Here is a 21957-nt window from a genome sequence, read left to right as displayed (position 1 = left end):
TAATTTTAAATTCGATTTTTGATAATTACTTGCCATTAGTCGATTTTTTATTGATTTCAGCAGATGTTTATGTAGATTTGTCCACATTGAAGACAGTAGCTTAAGTAAGTATGAATAAAAATAAAAAAATACATTTTGAAGTTTCTGAACGAAAGGTTTTGCTCAGAGGTTTTGATGTCCTTTTTGTTTTGCTATCCTTGTATTTAGTCGGTCACTTTTTCGAAATGCAGTACATTGAATCTTCGGTTGGTACTTATTATTATATGTTATTGCTTGCTTTTTACATCTCAATTATAGGTTCTGTATTTGAAATGTATGACTTACAAGTGGCTAGTAATCAATTTAAAGTTTTAAGAAGTACCATTTTAACCGCTTCTACGGCCGTTTTACTCTATTTATTAACGCCTGTTTTTTCGGCTGAGTTACCCAAGAATAGATTTCAAATTGTTGTTTTTTATTTGACTATACTTTTTGCTTTACTTCTTTGGAGAACTTTTTATGTTAATTTTCTGGCATCCAATCGGTTTGTGCAGAATGTTTTATTGGTCTGTGATCAAGAGCAGGTCGAGCAATTAATTCTTGATCTTGAAAAATCGGATCCTCATTATCGCGTGGTAGCCTATGTAAATTCTGTTAGGAATAATAATGATTTTGCCGAATATAGCTACGTGCAACAAGTTTGGATCGATGATTTAGTTTCATTTGTGAACGAAAATAAGTTATTTGAAATAGTAGTTGCCTCGCAAAATACGGAAGATATTACAGCCGATTTGTATTTGCAATTACTGCATTTGCTAGAATCTGGAACTACGATTCGGGAGTACGTCCAAGTCTACGAAGATAAAACACAACGCATTCCGCTTCAATTTATAACGAAAGATTTCTACAAATTTTTTCCTTTCAATAGAAGCAATAATAATCAATTGTATTTGCTCCAAGTGCGAGCCTTAGAAATTACAATTTCATTAATTGGTTTGTGTGTAGGAGTGCTTTTGATTCCTGTAATTCTATTGGGAAATGCTTTAGGCAACAGAGGAAAACTGTTTTATACTCAGGAACGAGTAGGCAAAAACGGGAACATATTTCAGATTCTTAAGTTTCGGACCATGGTCGCTAATGCCGAGTCGCAAGGCGCTGTATTTTCGGGTGGAAGTGACTGCAGGGTCACTCCGTTTGGAAAATTCATGCGAAAAACGAGAATGGATGAATTTCCGCAATTTGTCAATATTTTAAAAGGAGAAATGGCAGTTATTGGACCCAGACCTGAAAGGCCTTTCTTCGTAAAAGAAATTTCCCAACTTATGCCTTTTTATGAAACACGGCACGTAATAAAACCGGGGCTTACCGGTTGGGCTCAGGTCAATTTTTCTTATGGCGAATCCATAGAAGATAGTCTAATAAAACTGCAATATGATTTGTATTACATCAAACATCGAAGTATTTTTTTGGACTTAAATATTACCATAAAAACCTTTAGTACGATCTTGTTTTATAGAGGTCAATAATCAAATTATTACAGGAATTCGTTTGCTGATTTTATAAATAAGTCTTGCCATTATAAAACTACTGGCCACCACTAATGGCAACACAATGAATAAATGTGCCTTGTTGATCATAATGATGAGGTACACCAGGAGGCAAAGAAAATTAAAAACCGCTAGATTGATAATCCATTTGTCTATTTTCTTTACCGAATAGTAGAGTAAAAGAAGTAAGCTAGGGTTGAATAACAATACGTTATAATTGTTAGCTAACTCTTGGTGAAAAGAATAAAATCCTACCGTAGCAAAGAATATTCCCAACAATCCCATTAGTAAAAGGTAAAAATTATCAAGGTATTTTTTGTTTAAAATTAAAATTAGCCCAAGAAATATCAAATAGGAATACACATTATTCCACCACGAGGCAGGCGCTTGTTTTTCGAATTTTAAAAGAGTTTTACTTTCCTTACAAAGCGGTTGATTTTTGAATTGCGTCTGTTCCAGACTTTGGAGCAGTTGCAAAGGCAAAAAAATGTGATTGCTATATTCGTCCACTTTGGTACCGAAAATAATGCTTGTTCCCAGTTTTTCGTAAAAGAAATTGTCGAAATAAGGGAATAAAATGCTTCGGTAGGTTTTGTCGGTGTCAATTTTAGAAACAATTGCTTTAGATTCTAATGTTTTATTTAACATATCGACCACCATCGATGTGCAGTTTTTGTCAATGAATTTATAGGTATAATAACTTTCGCTTGACGCTAAAACGGCAGTCAAATTATCAAATAATTTTTGTTTGTACGCCAATGGTATATTCAATTCTTGTTCGAAAACACTTCTTTGTTCATAAGTATATTGACTCATAAAGTCCGAAAAGGTATTGGCAACAGCAAAATATTGTAAATCTCCTTTGGCAAATTTTGCCACAAAATTAGGAGTTCTAAAATCAAAAGCGCCGTAATTATAAACCACATCCAAATTGTTTTCTGCATCCGAAATTCGAATGGCGGTGTGACCAAAAAGCGAATAGGATTCGTTACCTGTATCGCAAGTAATTACGCTGGCTTGAGCGTTTTTAGTCAATTGAATATTTTGCCCAAAACTAGAGAGTGTTCCAATAAAAAAAAGGAAAACAATTATATTTTTTAATGAAGAACAGCTCATTTTTAATGTTTTATAATTTAATTTCTAAAAAGTCCCAAATCTACTTTCACCGAAAAGATATTCGAGTACAAAGAAGCACTTTGGTTTCCTAAATTGGTCAGCGCATAGTCGATTTGAATGCCTTTGTATTTGAATCCTAAACCGATATTGGGCTGAAAACCTACTTTCTCAGTATTGTCTATTTGTTGTATATTCTGAAAATTCCCAACTCCAGCACGCAAGAAAACCAAGTCGGTATAACCAAATTCAAAACCCAAAGCGGGATCAATACTCACAAAATCGGTTGAAATAATATCGTTTGTTCTTGTAAACTGCATATTCAAATTGGCGGCCGCCAAAATGCTGTAATCGTAGTGAATTATAAACTTTTTGGACATACCCAATTGTGCTTTTGGAGCCGTAATCTCTGTGCTTTCGGGTAATTCCTGATTTTGTCCCGGAATGGCATCGGCAATTTTTTTATATTCGGCTTCGTCAATGCTCCAAACATTATAGGTGGTCGTAATATCTCGGAGCATCAAACCAAATTTCCAATCATTTCTTTCGAATTGGAGCCCAGCATCAAAGCCAAATCCCCACGAACCGGCAAATTTTCCAATGATTCGATGAATAATTTTAGCATTTACACCATATTGAAATCCGGGAACTTGCAGTTTTCGGGCATACGAAAAGGTAAATCCATAATCGGCTGTCGAAAAAAGACTGATGCGATTGTAATCAATATTGCCCTGACTGTCGATCAATTCAGTGGTATTCAAAATGTCATCTACACCAAAACGGATGAGTGAAATGCCCCAAGCGCTCTCATTATCGATAGTATTGGCGTAAGCGATATAATCGTATTGAGCGATATTCGCAAAATAATTGGCGTGCATTAACGATATTTGATGGTCTTCTAGATGCACCAAACCCGCGGGATTCCAATAACCTGAATTGACATCATTGGAACTTGAAGTTACAGCGTTTGCCATTCCCAGTGCAGCGGCGTCAACGCCAATATTCATAAATTCGTTGGAATATTTTCTGACGGTTTGAGCAGGCGAACTGGCGCAAAGTAGGAGGAGGATGAAGAATTGAATTTTTTTCAACATGAATTCTTTTGCAGACCTGAGGGCTGTTTAATTTTTTCCAAAAATATAATTTTTTACCGAGCTAATCTTTATTTTAACAAGCCTTTCAGAATTGTGCAGGCTGAATAATTAAATCTCTTTTAAAAAACGCACTTCTCTTTCACTTATTATATTAAATTTGTGAACTTTGTCAATCTAATTCATACTCCAATGCAAATTAAAAAACACCTGCCGAATTTTATCACCTTGCTCAACCTTTTTTGTGGTTGCGTCGCTGTCGTTTATATATCGGATTTGAATTTTGAAATGGCATTCTTTTTTGTGAGTTTGGGTATATTCTTAGACTTTTTTGATGGTTTTTTTGCCCGATTATTTAAAGTTACCGGTGACTTGGGTTTGCAACTGGATTCACTTGCCGATATGGTAACTAGCGGTGTTGCCCCGGGATTTGTGATGTTTTGGTTGTTAAAACAAGGACAAAATCCAGCAGATGCCAATCAGATAATACCGTATTTAGGCTTTATTATCACTTTGGGTTCGTGCTATCGATTGGCCAATTTTAATATTGATACCCGGCAAAGCGATTCTTTTATTGGGCTGCCAACGCCTGCCAATGCTTTGTTTATATTGAGTTTGCCTTTGGTTCTAAAATATTCTGATTCGCTGGTGATTTTGGAACTTTTGACCAATCAGTGGGTTTTGCTGGCTATTACTTTGTTTAGCGCTTTTATTCTCAACGCCGAAATCCCGTTATTTTCCTTAAAAATTAAAGAATTTAGTTTTAAAAAATATTCGCTACAAATCATCTTCCTGATTTTGTGTGGATTATTGTTGATTTTCTTTCAATATTTGGCGATTCCTTTGGTAATCCTTACTTATGTTTTGTTGTCCGTCATTAACAATAAATTTTTGAAAAAGTAGGTTGCCGAATGAGCAGAACATCAAGCCGAAGTAAGACCACCTACAGACGAAAACCCCGAAAGAAGACCCCGATTTTCTCAGGAAAGATTCGTAGTTATTCGATAATTGCATTTTTTATCTTGCTGCTTCTTGGAGTGGGCTATCATTACCGAAACGGATTGTTATATTATTTGGGTTTCAAATCCTATAAAATACGCTACGAACAGGCCGAAGCCAAACGCATTTCGGATATTCGTAATTTTCAGGTTTTGGAAAATCATCAAGGAAAATCCATCGGTCTGGATGTATCTGAGTATCAAGGAAAAATTGATTGGAAATCGGTCGAAAACATCGAAGGTGATTACCCTATTGAGTTCGTTTTTATTCGTGCCACAGCAGGAAACGATAGGGAAGACGATAAATTTGATGAAAATTGGCTAGGTGCCAAAAACAGAAAAATCATTCGCGGAGCCTATCATTATTATCGTCCCAACGAAAATTCATTGGAACAAGCTCAACTTTTTATCAAAACAGTTCGACTGCGAAAAGGCGATTTACCACCTGTTTTAGATATAGAAAAACTCCCAAAAGGACAATCTTTAGACAGTTTGAAAATAGGTTTGCGACGATGGTTGAAAGCGGTTGAAGCGCATTATAAAGTGAAACCTATTATTTATACTGGCGAGAAATATTACGATGATTTCTTGAAAAAAGATTTCTCGGATTATCTTTTTTGGATTGCCAATTATAATTTTTATCGCGAAAAAATAGAAGATGATTGGTTGTTCTGGCAGTTCACCGAAAAAGCATCTGTTTCAGGAATCAAAGGCAATGTGGATGTCAATATTTTTAACGGCGATGTGGAGCAGTTGAAGTATATTACAATGGAGTAGTGTCTTCGAGTAATTTGGCTATTTCAATTTTCAGTATAGGTAAATGATTAGTGAGGATAGCCCAAATTGTTTCATCAGAAATATTGTCATAAGCGTGGATTACCTGATTTCTTAAACCAACAATAGCTATCGAATCAGTAATTTTTGAAGAAAAAGAATTGTCGGTTTTTATAATTCTATTTATGGCTTCGCCAATGATTTCAAGATTCCTTTCAACCGCTCTTTTTCTCATAGAATTTTTCTTGTATTCTGAAAAATCCATTTGTTCCTTTATAAAATAGCTTTCGATTTCATCAATCGCGACTTTAACATCAAACAACCATTTTAGAATTTTTTTATCCATAGATTAATTCTTTATTTTCTTCAATGGAACGAATGAGATATGGGTTTTTTAAGGTTTGTTCCTCTAACAAATCGATTTCCCTTCGTAATAATTCTTTTAATTTCGATTTGAAATCAACGTAGTTTATGAAGTACAACTTAAGATCGAAAGGTTTGAATTTTACCAAGAAATCAATGTCGCTTTCTGCGTTGAATTTTGTTGTTGTTGCGGAACCAAATAGATATAGTTTATCCACATTATGTGTTTCGCATAAATTTTTAATAATTTCTTTATTTTGGTTTATTAAATGCATATAACAAATGTATATTTTTTTTGGTATAATAAACGGTAATCAAGGGGATTAGATAATAATTATTTATTGATTTTTGTCATTATCACAACAAACAGAATAATTAGCAGCATCGTAAATACAAACAAAAACACGGAATTTCTATTGGCAAAATTCACTGTCCAACCCATATATGGGATTCTTTTTGGAGGCAATAAGCGTTTGTCTTCTTTATTGTAATAAAACATTCCCCAAATCCAATTATTAGGGTCTTTTCGCCATCTTTCTTTAGTTTTTTGACTTGGTTCTTCTTGATTTTCCATTTTAAAAAATTAAATTTCACCAATTATAACCTGCATTCTGAGATCTGCCATCTGTTATTAAAATTCCAATTTCTTTTTTCGCAATTCGAAATTTTGGCCTAAATAAACGCGGCGCACCATTTCGTCTTCCACTAATTCTTCTGGAACACCGGCTTTCAAAATTCCACCTTCAAACATAAGGTAGGTTTTGTCAGTAATGGCAAGGGTTTCCTGAACATTATGGTCGGTAATCAGTATGCCGATATTTTTATTTTTTAATTGGGCTACAATGCGTTGAATGTCTTCTACGGCAACAGGGTCAACCCCAGCGAAGGGTTCATCAAGCAGAATGAATTTTGGATCGGTCGCTAAGCATCGTGCAATTTCGGTACGACGACGTTCGCCACCCGAAAGCAAATCTCCGCGGTTGGTCCGAATGTGGCCCAAGCTAAATTCTTCGATTAAGCTTTCCATTTTGGCTTCTTGTTCCTCTTTGGTGTATTTTGTCAATTGCAAAACACTCAAAATGTTGTCCTCCACACTTAGTTTTCTAAAAACAGAGGCCTCTTGAGCCAAATAGCCAATGCCTTGTTGGGCTCTTTTGTACATTGGAAATGCTGTAATGTCTAAATTATCTAGGTAAATATTGCCCATATTGGGTTTTACCAAGCCTACAATCATATAAAAAGAAGTCGTTTTTCCGGCACCATTGGGACCCAAAAGACCTATAATTTCGCCCTGATTTACCTCTACCGAAACGCCTTTTACAACACTTCGTCCTTTGTATGTCTTTACTAGATTTTCGGCTCTTAACTTCATTTTTTATTTGTTATGCAAAATTATTATTCAAAACTTCCAACTTCTAACTTTTCTAGTTCTTCCCAAAATTCATAGGCTCTGCGCAGATGCGGAATAACAATCGTTCCGCCAACAAGTGTCGCAATTCCCATAGCTTCCATCATTTCTTCTTTCGAAATCCCTTCTTTGTGGCAATTTTCTAAATGGTATTTTACACAATCATCGCATCTGAGAACGGTCGAAGCGACCAATCCCAGCAGTTCCTTAGTTTTTACATCAAGTGCTCCCTCGGCATAGGCATTGGTATCGAGATTGAAAATTCGTTTTACTATTTTATTGTTGTCTGCTAATAATTTTTCGTTCATTTTAGAACGATAATCATTGAAATCTTTAACTAAGTTGCTCATTTTTTATTTTTCTTTTGTAAACTATGGAGGAAATTATTACACTCAATTCAAAAATAATCAGCATCGGAATGGCGACAATGGTTTGGCTCACTACGTCGGGTGGCGTTACAATGGCAGCTACAATCAATACAATGACGATGGCGTATTTTCGGTATTTTCGAAGGAATTCGGGGGTTACTAATCCTAATTTGGTTAAGAAATAAATGATGATGGGCAATTCAAAAAACAATCCGCCTGCAATCACCGATGTTTTAAACATTCCGATATAGGATTCTAAGGTAAACTGGTTTTTAACCATTTCACTTACTGTAAATGTAGCCACAAAATTGACCGACATCGGGATGATAATAAAATAACCAAATAGTACGCCAAAGAAGAATAATAAGGAAGAAATAAAAATGAAAAATTTGGCATTTTTTCTTTCGTTAGGATACAAAGCAGGACTAATAAAACCCCAAATTTGCCATAAAATATAAGGAAAAGCGAGGATGAAACCGGCTAATAAACACATCCAAACAAACATGTTCACTTGACCTTCCATTTCCGTATTTTGAATTATAAAAGGCAATTCTTCGATACAAATACTTTCGCCAAAATTCAACTGGTGTGATAAATCACAAAACCAACGGTAAGTATAAAAAGAAGGTCTTGTTGGGCCAAATATTATGGTATCGAACAAGTAGTCACTCACAAAATACGTCAGGAATGCCATTATTATAATAGCTAAAGTACTTCGAACTAATAACCATCTTAATTCTTCGAGATGGTCTAAAAAAGACATTTCTTTGAGTTGTTTTTGTCCCATTATACGATTCCTTCTTTTAATATATCGTGTAAATGAACAATTCCTTGGTATGCTCCATTATCTGAAACAATCAATTGTGTAATTGAAAAGTCTTCCAGAATATTTAATGCCTCAACGACCATCGTTGTGGATTGAATCATTTTTGGCGTTTTGGTCATAATATCTTTTGCGGTCAAATGCGCGAACGTATCATTTTCGTTAAGCATTCTACGAATATCCCCATCGGTAATTACTCCGATTACTTTTTCGTTTTCGACTACTGCTGTAGCTCCAAGTCTTTTTTCGGAAATTTCGAAAATAACTTTTTTTATAGAAGTGTCAGGAGATACCGTTGGTTTCAATGAATTTTCGAGCAAATCTTTTACTTGCAGTAATAGTTTTTTGCCCAGAGCCCCACCTGGATGGTATTTTGCAAAATCTTCTCGAGTGAAATTGCGCATATTCATTAGGCAGATTGCCATCGCATCACCCATAACGAGTTGAGCAGTTGTGCTATTGGTCGGAGCGAGATTTAGCGGACAAGATTCTGCCTCAACCGTCGTATCCAAAACATAATCAGATTCTTTCGCTAAAAAGGAAGTTGTATTTCCTGTAATGGCAATTAATTTGTTGCCAAAACGTTTTATTAAAGGAACTACTATTTTTATTTCAGGGCTGTTACCGCTTTTTGAAATACAAAGAACTACATCATCCGTTTGTACCATACCCAAATCGCCGTGAATGGCTTCGGCAGCGTGCAAAAATAGAGCTGGAGTTCCAGTAGAATTAAAAGTGGCAACCAATTTTTGAGCTATTATGGCACTTTTTCCGATGCCGGTGACAATCAATCGTCCTTTGGAATGATACAGTAATTGTGTGGCTTCTACAAATTGAAGGTCAATATAATCAATGAGTTTGGCAATAGACGCGCTTTGGGATAAAATGGTGTTTTTTGCTAAAATCAAAATGTTTTCTTTTGTGTCCAAAATAGAATTTTTATAAAAATTTGTAAATATGAAAGAAATTAGTATCTTTATGAAACGCAAATTTAGATAAAATACCATTAATAAAGAATGAATTCAAACGAAATTGACATCCACAGAGAATTAAAGAAGTATTTTGGCTTCAGCCAATTCAAAGGTTTACAAGAGCGAGTTATAAAAAGTATTCTTAATAAAGAAAACACTTTTGTAATTATGCCTACAGGCGGTGGCAAATCGCTTTGTTACCAACTGCCTGCTTTAGTTCAAGAGGGAACAGCGATTGTTGTTTCCCCTTTAATTGCCTTAATGAAGAATCAAGTCGATGCCATTCGTAGCTTGTCATCCGACAATGGAGTGGCTCATGTATTAAACTCTTCACTGACCAAAACTGAGATTTCCCAAGTAAAAAAGGATATTTCTGCAGGAATAACCAAACTTTTGTATGTGGCGCCGGAATCGTTGACTAAAGAGGAGTATGTTACTTTTTTACAGTCGGTGCCCTTGTCTTTTGTAGCAATTGACGAAGCGCATTGTATCTCGGAATGGGGGCACGATTTTAGGCCTGAATATCGAAATCTAAAACATATTATCAAGCAATTAGGTGACGTTCCAGTCATTGGACTTACCGCCACGGCTACTCCGAAAGTACAAGAAGATATTCTTAAAAATTTGGATATGGTCGATGCAACCACTTATAAAGCGTCGTTCAATAGGCCTAATTTATATTACGAAGTTCGTACCAAAACCAAAAACATAGAATCGGATATCATTCGTTTCATCAAGCTTCATAAGGGAAAGTCCGGGATTATTTACTGTTTAAGCCGCAAAAAGGTGGAAGCGATTGCCGAAGTTTTGCAAGTAAACGGAATCAGTGCAGTGCCTTACCACGCTGGCTTAGATGCAAAAACGCGTGCCAAACATCAAGATATGTTTTTGATGGAGGATGTAGATGTTGTTGTGGCTACTATTGCTTTTGGGATGGGAATTGATAAACCCGATGTTCGTTTTGTAATACATCATGATATTCCAAAATCATTAGAAAGTTATTATCAGGAAACTGGACGTGCTGGCCGTGATGGAGGAGAAGGTCATTGTTTGGCTTATTACTCCTATAAAGATGTAGAAAAGTTGGAGAAATTTTTATCCGGAAAACCAGTCGCGGAGCAAGAAATTGGTTTTGCATTATTGCAGGAAGTGGTGGCTTATGCCGAAACTTCTATGTCTAGGCGAAAATTCCTTTTGCATTATTTTGGTGAAGAATTCGATAACGAAACCGGCGAAGGAGGCGATATGGATGACAATGTTCGCAATCCAAAAGTGAAGGTAGAAGCCAAAAAAGAAGTCGTAAAATTACTTGAAGTAGTTCGCGATACCAAGCATATTTATAAATCCAAAGAAGTAGTTTTTACTTTGATTGGCCGCGTAAATGCGATTATAAAAGCACATAAAACCGATGTGCAAACTTTTTTTGGTTCTGGTGTGGATCAGGACGAAAAATATTGGATGGCCCTGTTGCGACAAGTTTTAGTAGATGGTTTATTGTCTAAAGATATTGAAACCTACGGTGTGGTGAAAATCACGAAAAAAGGACTGGATTTTATAAAAAATCCAACTTCTTTTATGATGTCTGAGGATCACGAATACAACGAATCCGAGGACGAAGCGATAGTAACTGCAGCCAAAGGTACAGGCGTTGCCGATGAGGTTTTGATGGGAATGTTGCGTGACTTGCGTAAAAAAGTAGCCAAAAAATTAGGCGTACCACCCTTTGTCGTTTTTCAAGATCCTTCGCTCGAAGACATGGCTTTGAAATATCCCATTTCAATGGATGAATTGATTAATACCCACGGAGTTGGAGAGGGAAAAGCAAAAAAATATGGTTCTGAATTTATCGCTTTAATCAATCAATATGTAGAGGATAATGACATTATTCGACCAGAAGATTTGGTGGTAAAATCAACAGGAGCCAATTCGATTAATAAACTGTATATCATCCAAAATATAGATCGGAAATTATCGCTTGATGATATTGCTTCTGCCAAAGGTTTGACGATGGAAGCCTTGATTACCGAAATGGAACAAATCGTTAATTCGGGAACTAAACTCAATATTAAGTATTGGATTGATGAAATGCTTGATGACGACCAACAAGAAGAAATTCATGATTATTTTATGGAGTCACATTCCGATAACATCGAAGATGCACTCAAAGAATTTGATGGTGATTATGATATCGACGAATTGCGCTTAATGAGAATTAAATTTATTAGTGAAGTAGCTAATTAAAAAAAATCCAATTAAAAAATTCCAAATTCCAAACTTGTTGATTGGAATTTGGAATTTTTTAGTTGGAATTTAACTTTCAAAAACTTCCCCTCGATGTGGTTTTAAGGCATCTCGAACTTGAATCATCGTTTCATCCGTTACGACCATAAATGCAGTCGCATACATTTCGTTTAGAATTTCAAAGCCGGTAATATTAGGTGATAATTTCTCGGCAATGATATATTCTTTCAAATGAATTTCGTGATGCTCGGCCGTTTTTGCTGAAGCTGGACCTCGAAAATCCCAGATTAATTTTATTTTTCTAGACATGATAAACTATTAATTTTTCAAAGGTAACTTTTTGTTAATTTTGAAAAAAAATTATGCAATGAAAAATTATAAATATTTACTACTATTTTTTTCGATTACAAGTTTTTCTCAAGAACTTACCATCGTACAAGCAAATCATTTGGCTTCTCTTCCAATCAAGTGTATACAGCAAGAATATCCGAATAAATTAAGTCAAATGCTTTTAGATAGTACCGAAATTCAATCACCCAAAAAACTTCATCCCGCTTTTTATGGTTGTTTCGATTGGCATTCTTCAGTTCATGGACATTGGAGTTTGGTTTATTTGCTGAAGCGTTTTCCGAATTTAGAAAAGAAAGAAGTAATTATATCCAAACTCAAAATCAATCTGTCAAAAGAAAATATTCAAAAAGAGATTGAATATCTTTCAAAAAATCATGAGAAATCATACGAACGGACTTATGGTTGGGCTTGGATTTTGAAATTACAATTGGAATTAGACACTTATAACGAACCTTATGCGCAGGAATTAGCGCAAAATTTAAAGCCTTTGACCAATTTATTTATCCAACGATATTCTGAATTTTTGCCAAAACTATTATACCCAATCCGAGTTGGAACACATACGAATACTGCTTTCGGATTGTCATTTGCATACGATTATGCACTGTATTCTAAAAACCTAGCTTTTCAAAAAGTGATTAAAGAAAATGCTATACGAATGTATCAAAAGGACCAGAATTGTCCTTTTAATTGGGAACCAAGCGGCACCGATTTTCTTTCACCTTGTTTGGAAGAAATGGGTTTAATGCAAAGAGTTTTGTCTAAAAAAGAATTTTTTGTGTGGTTGAAAAAGTTTGCACCTCAACTTTTTAATCCTAAATTTTCTTGGGAAGTAGCTAAAGTTTCCGATAGAACAGACGGACATTTAGTGCATCTCGATGGATTAAATTTTAGTCGCGCTTGGAATATGTATCATTTGATGAATCAGTATCCAAAAGAATTTGCTCATCTAAAAACTTTGGCGGATAGTCATTTCAATTTTTCTTTGTCTACAATAGTCGATGGGAATTATGAAGGCGAACATTGGTTGGCTTCTTTTGCTTTGCATACTTTTGAAGAAAAAAAATAACTGCAATTCCGTACTTTTGCCAAAAATAATTTCATGCCACAAGAACTTCTTTTTCAAGTATCTCCAGAAATAGCTACAAACGAATTGTTGCTGAAACAACATATTTCCAAATTGATTCGGGTCGATCTCAAAGAAATTCAGCATGTTTCGATTTTAAAACGTTCGATAGATGCACGTCAGAAAGCGGTGAAATTCAATTTGAAAGTCAGTATTTATTTGGTTGGTGAACCCATTCATGAAGCTAAAATTGAATTGCCAGACTATAAAAATGTCGAAAATTCCCAAGAAGTTATCGTCGTTGGAGCAGGTCCTGCGGGATTATTTGCCGCTTTGCAATTGATAGAATTAGGCTTGAAACCAATAGTTATCGAGCGAGGGAAGGACGTTCGCGGAAGGCGAAGAGATTTGAAAGCCATCAATAGAGACCATATTGTCGATGAAGATTCCAATTATTGTTTTGGTGAAGGTGGAGCAGGAACTTATTCGGATGGGAAATTATATACTCGTTCGAAAAAACGCGGAGACGTAACTCGAATTCTCGAGCTATTTGTTGCTTATGGAGCTTCACATGATATTTTGGTCGATGCCCATCCGCATATTGGAACCAATAAGTTGCCCCAAATCATTCAAGATATGCGGGAGAAAATTATTGAAATGGGCGGTAAAGTCCTTTTCGAAACCCGATTGACGGATATTATCATCAAAAATAATGAAGTTCAAGGTATCGTGACCAAAAATGGCGACACGATTTTGGCCAACAAAATCATCTTGGCAACAGGACATTCTGCACGAGATATTTATGAATTATTAGATAGAAAACAAATATTTATTGAAGCCAAAGCCTTTGCCTTGGGCGTTCGAGCCGAACATCCACAATCCTTAATCGACAGCATTCAATACAGTTGCGATTACCGAGGACAACATTTGCCACCATCGCCTTATTCTATCGTCAAGCAAGTAGGAGGTAGGGGAATGTACTCTTTTTGTATGTGTCCCGGTGGTGTGATTGCACCTTGTGCGACAAGTCCCGGCGAAGTGGTTACTAATGGTTGGTCGCCCTCTAAAAGAGATCAAGCTACTGCCAACTCTGGGATTGTGGTCGAACTTAGACTCGAAGATTTCAAACCGTTTGCTAAATTTGGTGCTTTGGCTGGAATGGAATTCCAAAAAAGTATCGAACAAAAAGCTTGGCATTTGGCTGGAGAGACCCAAAAAGTTCCTGCTCAAAAAATGGTCGATTTTACCCAAAAGAAAGTTTCGTCTAATATCCCGAAAACTTCTTATGTTCCCGGTACAACTTCGGTGGAAATGGGCGAAGTTTTCCCCGGATTTTTAACACAAATATTGCGAGAAGGTTTTGTCGCATTCGGCAAATCGATGCGTGGTTTCTTGACCAACGAAGCGGTTTTGCATGCGCCAGAATCGAGAACTTCTTCTCCGGTACGCATACCGAGAGATGCAGAAACCTTGGAACATCTTCAAATAAAAGGCTTGTATCCTTGCGGAGAAGGCGCAGGTTATGCAGGTGGAATTATTTCTGCAGCAATTGATGGAGAGAAATGTGCAATGAAAATTGCTCAGATTCTCAACAAAATTACTTAACTATTTTACTTTTTGACGAACGCATGTTCATAGTAAAGTCAATTAAATTTTTTCCTGCAAGGCTTTTATTTCATCGCGAAGTTTTGCTGCTTGCATAAAATCCAATTCTTTTGCAGCTTTTTCCATGGCTTTCCGTTTTTCGCGAATGCGTTTTTCAATTTCGGGTTTCGAAAGATATTCAGCGATGGGTTCAGCAGCAGAAGGGAGCGTATAGCCCAATTCATAATCTACCAGAGGATTTTTAGTAAAAGCAGTTTCGATTTTTTTATTCAACGCCATTGGGATAACATTGTTGGCAGTATTGAAATTGATTTGTTTCTCCCTGCGGTAATTGGTCTCGTCGATGGTTTTTTGCATACTCGCCGTAATTTTGTCGGCATACATAATGGCTTTTCCGTTGAGGTTTCGCGCGGCACGACCAATAGTTTGAGTCAACGAACGGTGGCTTCTTAAGAATCCTTCTTTGTCGGCATCAAGAATGGCAACGAGTGAAACTTCAGGCAAATCCAAGCCTTCACGCAATAAATTGACGCCAATTAACACATCGAACAATCCTTTTCGTAAATCTTGCATAATCTCGATGCGTTCTAATGTATCAACATCAGAATGGACATAGCGGCAACGAATGGAAACTTTATCTAAGTATTTCGCCAATTCTTCCGCCATTCTTTTGGTCAGAGTAGTGACCAGAACTCGTTCATCAATCTCGGCTCGGGTTTGTATTTCTTCGATTAAATCATCAATTTGATTCAAACTAGGACGGATTTCAATGATTGGATCTAATAATCCGGTGGGACGAATCACTTGTTCTACATAAACACCATCGCATTTTTGCAATTCATAATCCGCTGGAGTTGCCGAAACATAGATAACTTGGTTTTGCATCGCTTCAAATTCCTCAAACTTCAACGGGCGATTGTCCATCGCAGCGGGAAGTCGGAAACCATATTCTACCAAGTTTTCTTTTCGAGAGCGGTCACCGCCATACATAGCGTGAACTTGAGAAATGGTGACGTGACTTTCGTCTACAACCATTAAATAATCTTTTGGAAAATAATCTAACAAACAGAAGGGTCTTGTGCCAGCTTCTCTTTGGTCGAGATAACGGGAATAATTTTCGATGCCAGAGCAATATCCCAATTCGCGAATCATTTCCAAATCAAAATTGGTACGTTCTTCTAGTCTTTTGGCTTCGAGATGTTTGCCAATTTCCTTGAAATAATCGACTTGCTTGACCAAATCCTGTTGGATTTCCCAGATGGCATTTTGCAAAACATCTGGCGAGGTCACAAACATATTGGCAGGATAAATGGTGAGTTGCTCCATGCGTTCAATTACCTGCGAGGTTTTCACGTCAAAACTTTCGATTTCTTCGATTTCGTCCCCAAAGAAATGAATTCGAAAAGCATCATTAGCATAACTGGGATAAACTTCGAGTGTGTCGCCTTTGATCCGAAAATTTCCCGGATTGAAATCGGCCTCGGTTCTCGAATATAAACTTTGAACCAAACTGTGTAATAATTTGGTTCTTGAAATGACTTGATTTTTTTCGATTGCAATGACATTCTTTTGAAATTCCACGGGATTTCCAATACCATAAATACAGGAAACGGAAGCCACCACGATGATGTCCCTTCGTCCCGAAAGTAGGGAAGAAGTGGTGCTCAAACGCATTTTTTCCAACTCCTCGTTGATGGACAAATCCTTTTCTATGAATACACCAGTGACTGGCATAAAAGCTTCGGGTTGGTAATAATCGTAATAGGATACGAAATATTCTACGGCATTATTCGGAAAAAATTGCTTGAATTCGGAGTACAATTGTGCCGCCAAGGTTTTGTTGTGTGCCAAAATCAGGGTTGGTTTTTGTACTTCCTGAATCACATTGGCAACAGTAAATGTTTTTCCAGAACCTGTTACACCTAACAAAGTTTGATAGCGTTCATTAGCTTGTATACCTTGGGCTAATTTTGTTATAGCTTGCGGTTGGTCGCCTTTGGGCTGGTAATCTGAGATAACTTGGAATTTCATTGACTAGAATTCAGAATGGCAAAGTTACAAAGGAAATCCCGAAATATGAGTTTAGAAAAATTTAAAACTTCCGCTTTGCAATGCCGTTTGGATTTAGTATTTCAATTTTTCAGGGTTTTGTCTGGTGTCCCAAACAGATAGAATTATAATGTGGGTTTCATTTATTTCATAGAAAACATAATAATTTTCAATTAATAAACCTCGAACATTTATAGAATCAGTTTTTTTGCCAATATTGGGCTGTTGGAGTAGAGTTTTTAATTCAGTTTGAATTAGGCTATTCAATTTTCTAGAATATAATTTACTTTTATTTCTAAAATTAAAATATTCAAAAATGGTTTTTAATTGCAGTTTTGCAGATGATGACCAAACTATTCTTCTTGCAACCATCTTTCCATTTCTTCATTTAGGACATCGTTTTCAATAAAATTCCCATCCACATATTCTTTTTGAGCATTTTGAATTTCCTTTTTTTGCAGTTCAGAAAGAATTATAATTTTTTGTAAATCTTGATTGCAGTTGGGGACGCTTCTCGATTTGCTTTCCAAAATGGTGTTTATTGCTAACAAAAATGTTTCATCATCTATTTTGTCTATTTTTGATTTCAATATTTCTCTAAGTTCAATAGTGCTCATAATAAAACAGTTTATACAAATTTAGTCAAAAGAGTGTTAGGAATTTTAAAACACGCAAAATTGTTGTTGACTCCCTAAATGGAAAGTAAAAGCTAAGAATTGTGGCAACTTGTTTTGTTAGGTCTGCTGTTTTGTAGATGAGTTTATCAATCTGTGACTAATAAAAAATTATTAATCTGCAATAAATCAGTTGAAAACTTAAAGTCATATCTACAAAGGATCATAATTTACAGATCTTGATAAAATATCCAGCTTTAAAAAATTATTTTAAATCCGAAATTTTGATTTAGCAGTAAAGCTTCTTGTTGTTGCTGCAGCTGCTGTGGGATTTTATTGTTGTGAAAATCAAGTTGTTTTAGATTTTTTAAACTGTTCATTTCTTTTGGGATCTGAATAAAATTGTTATCATTCAAAAAAAGTTGCTCTAATTTCTTTAATTCATAAATCTCTTTGGGTAGATTTTTTAATGCGTCATTTTCTAAATGCAAAATTTTTAAATTCAAAGGAAGATTCAGTGCTGTACTGTTTGGGTTAAGAAACAAGTTTTTTTCTTCATTCAAATACAATTCTTCGAGGTGGTTTAATTTTCGCAACGACTGTGGCAATACAGTAAAATCATTGCCACTCAAATCCAACACTTTTAAATTCGGCAAGTCACCTATTTCCTGTGGGATTTCCTTTAAATGATCGTTTCTAAAACTTAGTGTTTCCAAGTTGGTAAATTTGGCCCAAGCTTCTTTGGGAACAACAACGTTATTTTGGTTGCTTAAATTTAAGTTGTACACCTTTTCAGGATTTTTAAGCGCTTCTTCAATCGAGGTATATTCTTTATGTTTGGTTTTCGAATTAGTTTTCGTTTGACAAGTCACAATTTGCGAAGTCATAACTAACAGAAAAATAGATATTATTGATTTCATAATGTATGGTTTAATATAAAGTAAACTTACAAATCCTATTTTTATAAATGTTTAAACAAAACTTAAAATTTCCATATTTTTTGTTGCGTCTTTGTCTGAAATGTCCACGCCAAAATTCTGCTGGATTTTTGTCCTTGAGCCATATCAATTGTTTTTATTTCAACAACATTTACTTTGTTCAGGGTTTTGTATAAACTAGAAAGGTTTTCTTTTTTGGATACCAAAGTGGTGAACCAAAGACACTGCATTGGGTATTTGGCACTTTCGAAAATCATTTGAGTGATGAAACCCAATTCGCCGCCTTCGCACCATAATTCGCCGTTTTGTCCACCAAAATTTAAGACAGGCTTCGTTGTGCGGGTGTTTTCGAGGTTGTTAACTTTTCGACTAGCCGCTTTTGTGGCCTCTTCTTGTGAGTTATGAAAGGGGGGATTGCAAATGGTGAGCGAAAATCGGTCTTCGGGCGTAATGATGTTTTTGAAAATAAAACGCGATTCGGTTTGCAATTGCAAACTGATGAAATCGATTAATTTTGGATTGGATTCAATGATTTTTTTGCAGTTTTGAAGGGCTTTTTCGTCGATTTCTGTTCCCACGAATGACCAACCGTACACGGAATTCCCTAACATTGGATAAATACAATTGGCGCCAATACCTATGTCCAAGACTTGTACGTTTTCACCTTCAGGAATGATACCGTTGTTGTTGGAAGCCAACAAATCAGCGATGTAATGAATGTAATCCACTCGACCGGGAATCGGCGGACAAAGATAATTTTCCGGAATATCCCAATTTTGAATATTGTAATTGGCTTTAAGCAAGGCTTTGTTGAGCGCTTTCACTGCCTTCGGATTGCTGAAATCGATAGTTTCTCCAGCTTCGGGATTGTATTTATTGTCGGCAACAAACTGTTGGAGTTCAGGACAAGCAGCTGTTAATTCTCTGAAATCATATCCCAATCGATGTTGATTTCTGGGATGTAAATTCGGTTTTTCGATAATCGGTTTTTGTTTCATTTTTTATATTTCGATGCAAAGATAGTTTAAAAAGAAGAATAAGTTGGTGAGGAAGTAATTTCTAAGGTCTTCATTATAAAAAGGTTTGCTTTTTAGAGTTGGCTTTAATGATTAGCCTGCTTTTTCGAATTTTTGTGTTAATACGATCGATTTATTCGATGAAAATACGAACGGTTCGATATTATCTTTATTTTTGAGAAATTATAAATAGTTAGGTTATGAAAAAATGTGTTGTGTTATTGGTAGTAATAACTTTCGGATTCACCTTTGCCAATATTTCGTGTAACAAGAAAACAGAAGATACTAGAGAAATTGTTGCGAATAATATTGCTGTAACTCCAGTTTATAACAGTTTTATACCTATTGATAGTGCAGCCATTGTATCTTTTTATAAAAGCTATCCAGATTTGAAAAAGTACCAAGCGGAGACTATGGCTTTGTATCGAAAACATAATTTCAATCAGGTTTGGTATGATGATCAGGGAATTATTGAATTCGGAAATTCATTGTATGCCAAATATTTAGATATCGAAAAAGAAGGATTGAAAGTGGTTTTTCCATATCACAAAAGTTTAGAAGGGATTTTTCATGATGATGTTGAAAATAATTTGAGCCAAGAAAATGCGGAATTGATGATCAGTAATCTTTATTTTTTTTATGCCGATAAAGTGTATAATGGATTAAATTCGAAAGTGACTACGGAAATCGGATGGCTTTTGCCGAGGAAGCAAATTTCATACGTGAATTTGTTAGACTCATTGATGTCGCCGTCTAAAACGACATTGGAAACTGAAAAAGTACAAATCAGTCAGTATTATAAACTTCGAAGTTTTTTAGAAAAATATAAAAAAATAGAAAAAGCGGGAGGATGGAATCCCATCGATGTGGCTCCTGATTTTAAGTCGTTTAAACCAGGTGATAGCACCAAAGCGATAGGTCAAATTAGAGAGCGACTATTTATTACAGGCGATTTGAAAACGAATTCGAAAAGCAATGTTTATGACCCAGAATTGGTTGCCGGGGTAGCACGATACCAGCTGAGGAATGGCTTTAAATCAGACAATCTAATCTTGCCAAAACACATTAATGAAATGAACAAACCTATTGCTGATAGGTTGAAACAGATTTTGGTTAATATGGAACGATGCCGCTGGATGTCTCCAGAAATAGCCAATTCATACGAGTATATTTTGGTGAATATTCCATCCTATACGCTCTCTTTTTTTAGAGATGGAAAACTGGCTCTGGCCTCGGCAGTAGTAGTGGGAAAAACAATGAATAAAACGGTTATTTTTAGTGGCAAAATGAGTTATATCGTTTTTAGTCCCTATTGGTACATTCCTACAAGTATTATCAAAAAAGAGGTGAAACCAGGAATGGCCAAAAACCCCAATTATTTGGCACAACACAATATGGAGTGGAACAATGGCAATGTGCGACAAAAACCGGGGAAAAGAAATTCGTTGGGATTGGTAAAATTTATTTTTCCAAATTCAAATAACATTTATTTGCATGATACTCCTTCGAAAAGTTTGTTTGAAAATGAGACTAGAGCCTATAGCCACGGTTGTGTGAGGGTTGGAAAACCGAGAGATTTAGCTATAAATATTCTGAAAGAAGATAAAAATTGGACGCCGGCCAAAATTGATGCTGCGATGAATGCAGGCAAAGAAAATACCTATGTTTTAAAAAAGAAAATTCCGGTCTATATCGGTTATTTTACCGCTTGGGTTGATGAAAATGGTCAGATTAACTTTTTTGACGATGTTTACCAACGAGATGATCGATTGGCAAAACTGATTTTTAGTGACAATTAACCTGACTGTTTGGTTTTTTCAAGGAATGCTTTTAGAATGTTTTTGCAAAAGGGACTTTCAGAATCGCTCATTCTTTCGGGATGCCATTGCACAGCAATTAAAAATTGTTTTTCGGGATTTGAAGATTCTATGGCTTCGATAACACCATCTTCTGTTTCTGCGACAGCTTTCAAGCCTGAACCTAAACGATCAATAGATTGATGATGTGCGCTGTTAACTATCCCAAACTCTTGTTGCACCATCGAGTAAAATATCGAATCTTTTTCAACTTTAATGGGATGTGTTTTATCCTCAGATTCTTTTTTATGTATTTTATTTTTGGCTTCGCCATTGTCTAGATGCAAAGTTCCTTCCAGAAAAACATTGATCAATTGCAAGCCTCTACAAATGCCAAGAATGGGTTTTCTTTCCTCTAATGCTTTTTTCAAAACGGCCATTTCAAATTGATCTCGAATGAGATTGAACTCTTTTGGCGCATTTGGATATTCGATCTGCTCGCCGGGATCCATATCGATACCACCCGAAAAAACTATAGCGTCACATTGAGCGACCTCCTGTAAATTTTGCGATTCATAAGAAAGTTCAATGATAGCAATAGATGCATCATTTCCTTTAATCCATAAAGGGTAATTTGGATAATTCGATTCAGATAAGGTAATTCCAATTTTTGTCATAAAGATGATGGTAGTTGCGAACAGTATAGATTTACGAAAGTCTTAAAAAATTAAAAAAGGCTATCAATAATTCCGCTTATCTTTTGAATTCTAGTCCAAAAGGATATATTTGCTATATTTATAATTGGCTAAAGATTTATTTTATTTATCTTTATGACCAATAGCTGCA

The 21957-nt window shown here is 35.7% G+C and carries 23 protein-coding genes; 7 read left to right on the top strand and 16 right to left on the bottom strand.

Annotated elements, in window-relative coordinates; genetic code table 11:
- Positions 1-110: 110 nt before the first annotated feature.
- Positions 111-1505 (top strand): exopolysaccharide biosynthesis polyprenyl glycosylphosphotransferase, encoded by a 1395-nt coding sequence (locus E1750_RS06060; RefSeq protein WP_133275915.1) that lies wholly within the window; start codon positions 111-113, stop codon positions 1503-1505.
- On the opposite strand, the gene E1750_RS06055 is transcribed toward E1750_RS06060, so the two are convergent.
- Both E1750_RS06055 and E1750_RS06050 read right to left on the bottom strand, forming a co-directional pair.
- Positions 1506-2642 carry a lipoprotein N-acyltransferase Lnb domain-containing protein gene (locus E1750_RS06055; protein ID WP_133275914.1) on the bottom strand — a complete coding sequence of 379 codons (1137 nt, stop codon included), beginning with the start codon at positions 2640-2642 and terminating at the stop codon, positions 1506-1508.
- A gap of 17 nt (positions 2643-2659) precedes the next feature.
- The gene (locus E1750_RS06050) at positions 2660-3730 is read right to left on the bottom strand and encodes a putative type IX sorting system protein PorV2 (RefSeq protein ID WP_449404087.1); all 1071 of its coding nucleotides are present in this window, start codon (positions 3728-3730) and stop codon (positions 2660-2662) included.
- A gap of 192 nt (positions 3731-3922) precedes the next feature.
- Between E1750_RS06050 and E1750_RS06045 the strand changes: the two genes are divergently transcribed.
- The gene (locus tag E1750_RS06045; protein WP_133275913.1) at positions 3923-4633 is read left to right on the top strand and encodes a CDP-alcohol phosphatidyltransferase family protein; all 711 of its coding nucleotides are present in this window, start codon (positions 3923-3925) and stop codon (positions 4631-4633) included.
- Between the two features lie 8 nt (positions 4634-4641).
- Complete coding sequence (locus E1750_RS06040; protein ID WP_133275912.1) at positions 4642-5505, top strand: glycoside hydrolase family 25 protein; 864 nt, start codon at positions 4642-4644, stop codon at positions 5503-5505.
- Here the strand turns inward: E1750_RS06040 and E1750_RS06035 are convergent.
- From E1750_RS06035 to E1750_RS06005, 7 genes are read right to left on the bottom strand one after another with little or no spacing between them, the layout of a single operon-like run.
- Positions 5492-5848, bottom strand: coding sequence for a HepT-like ribonuclease domain-containing protein (locus E1750_RS06035; RefSeq protein WP_133275911.1), 357 nt, complete (start codon positions 5846-5848; stop codon positions 5492-5494). The genes E1750_RS06040 and E1750_RS06035 overlap by 14 nt on opposite strands.
- On the bottom strand, positions 5841-6140 hold the full coding sequence (locus tag E1750_RS06030) for a nucleotidyltransferase family protein (protein WP_133275910.1): 300 nt from the start codon (positions 6138-6140) through the stop codon (positions 5841-5843). Before E1750_RS06030 ends, E1750_RS06035 begins: the two co-directional genes overlap by 8 nt.
- A gap of 59 nt (positions 6141-6199) precedes the next feature.
- The gene (locus E1750_RS06025) at positions 6200-6439 is read right to left on the bottom strand and encodes a DUF5808 domain-containing protein (RefSeq protein ID WP_133275909.1); all 240 of its coding nucleotides are present in this window, start codon (positions 6437-6439) and stop codon (positions 6200-6202) included.
- A gap of 57 nt (positions 6440-6496) precedes the next feature.
- Entirely contained in the window at positions 6497-7237 is a 741-nt protein-coding gene (lptB, locus tag E1750_RS06020) for an LPS export ABC transporter ATP-binding protein (protein ID WP_133275908.1), read from the bottom strand.
- Between the two features lie 23 nt (positions 7238-7260).
- Positions 7261-7623 carry a carboxymuconolactone decarboxylase family protein gene (locus E1750_RS06015; protein WP_133275907.1) on the bottom strand — a complete coding sequence of 121 codons (363 nt, stop codon included), beginning with the start codon at positions 7621-7623 and terminating at the stop codon, positions 7261-7263.
- Positions 7607-8428, bottom strand: a complete 822-nt coding sequence (gene tatC / locus E1750_RS06010) for a twin-arginine translocase subunit TatC (RefSeq protein ID WP_133275906.1) — start codon at positions 8426-8428, stop codon at positions 7607-7609. The genes E1750_RS06015 and tatC overlap by 17 nt, the downstream gene beginning before the upstream one ends.
- Positions 8428-9393 (bottom strand): KpsF/GutQ family sugar-phosphate isomerase, encoded by a 966-nt coding sequence (locus E1750_RS06005; RefSeq protein WP_165698011.1) that lies wholly within the window; start codon positions 9391-9393, stop codon positions 8428-8430. The genes tatC and E1750_RS06005 overlap by 1 nt, the downstream gene beginning before the upstream one ends.
- Positions 9394-9480: 87 nt before the next feature.
- On the opposite strand from E1750_RS06005, the gene E1750_RS06000 reads away from it, so the two are divergent.
- Positions 9481-11676, top strand: coding sequence for an ATP-dependent DNA helicase RecQ (locus E1750_RS06000; protein ID WP_133275905.1), 2196 nt, complete (start codon positions 9481-9483; stop codon positions 11674-11676).
- 69 nt (positions 11677-11745) lie between these two features.
- Here the strand turns inward: E1750_RS06000 and E1750_RS05995 are convergent, their stop codons facing one another.
- On the bottom strand, positions 11746-11985 hold the full coding sequence (locus tag E1750_RS05995; protein ID WP_133275904.1) for a hypothetical protein: 240 nt from the start codon (positions 11983-11985) through the stop codon (positions 11746-11748).
- Between the two features lie 58 nt (positions 11986-12043).
- Between E1750_RS05995 and E1750_RS05990 the strand changes: the two genes are divergently transcribed.
- Positions 12044-13096 carry a DUF2891 domain-containing protein gene (locus E1750_RS05990; protein WP_133275903.1) on the top strand — a complete coding sequence of 351 codons (1053 nt, stop codon included), beginning with the start codon at positions 12044-12046 and terminating at the stop codon, positions 13094-13096.
- A gap of 33 nt (positions 13097-13129) precedes the next feature.
- Positions 13130-14698: an NAD(P)/FAD-dependent oxidoreductase gene (locus tag E1750_RS05985; RefSeq protein WP_133275902.1), complete on the top strand. Its 1569-nt coding sequence runs from the start codon at positions 13130-13132 to the stop codon at positions 14696-14698.
- 42 nt (positions 14699-14740) lie between these two features.
- Here E1750_RS05985 and uvrB read toward each other — a convergent pair whose 3' ends face one another.
- The 5 genes from uvrB to rlmF form a co-directional block, all read right to left on the bottom strand.
- Positions 14741-16729, bottom strand: a complete 1989-nt coding sequence (gene uvrB, locus E1750_RS05980) for an excinuclease ABC subunit UvrB (RefSeq protein ID WP_133275901.1) — start codon at positions 16727-16729, stop codon at positions 14741-14743.
- A gap of 93 nt (positions 16730-16822) precedes the next feature.
- Complete coding sequence (locus E1750_RS18005; RefSeq protein ID WP_133275900.1) at positions 16823-17119, bottom strand: type II toxin-antitoxin system RelE/ParE family toxin; 297 nt, start codon at positions 17117-17119, stop codon at positions 16823-16825.
- Positions 17101-17364, bottom strand: coding sequence for a hypothetical protein (locus tag E1750_RS05970; RefSeq protein WP_133275899.1), 264 nt, complete (start codon positions 17362-17364; stop codon positions 17101-17103). The genes E1750_RS18005 and E1750_RS05970 overlap by 19 nt, the downstream gene beginning before the upstream one ends.
- A 254-nt stretch (positions 17365-17618) precedes the next feature.
- Complete coding sequence (locus E1750_RS05965; protein ID WP_133275898.1) at positions 17619-18281, bottom strand: leucine-rich repeat domain-containing protein; 663 nt, start codon at positions 18279-18281, stop codon at positions 17619-17621.
- Between the two features lie 62 nt (positions 18282-18343).
- Positions 18344-19297, bottom strand: coding sequence for a 23S rRNA (adenine(1618)-N(6))-methyltransferase RlmF (rlmF, locus tag E1750_RS05960; protein ID WP_133275897.1), 954 nt, complete (start codon positions 19295-19297; stop codon positions 18344-18346).
- 218 nt (positions 19298-19515) lie between these two features.
- On the opposite strand from rlmF, the gene E1750_RS05955 reads away from it, so the two are divergent.
- Positions 19516-21114 (top strand): L,D-transpeptidase family protein, encoded by a 1599-nt coding sequence (locus E1750_RS05955; RefSeq protein WP_133275896.1) that lies wholly within the window; start codon positions 19516-19518, stop codon positions 21112-21114.
- Here the strand turns inward: E1750_RS05955 and E1750_RS05950 are convergent.
- On the bottom strand, positions 21111-21788 hold the full coding sequence (locus E1750_RS05950) for a gamma-glutamyl-gamma-aminobutyrate hydrolase family protein (RefSeq protein WP_133275895.1): 678 nt from the start codon (positions 21786-21788) through the stop codon (positions 21111-21113). The two genes, E1750_RS05955 and E1750_RS05950, sit on opposite strands and share 4 nt — an antisense overlap.
- Between the last annotated feature and the right edge of the window lie 169 nt (positions 21789-21957).

The organism is Flavobacterium nackdongense, assembly GCF_004355225.1.
GTDB classification, from domain to species: domain Bacteria; phylum Bacteroidota; class Bacteroidia; order Flavobacteriales; family Flavobacteriaceae; genus Flavobacterium; species Flavobacterium nackdongense.
Note: the sequence above shows the minus strand (reverse complement) of the source record. Positions and strands in the feature narration are given on the sequence as shown.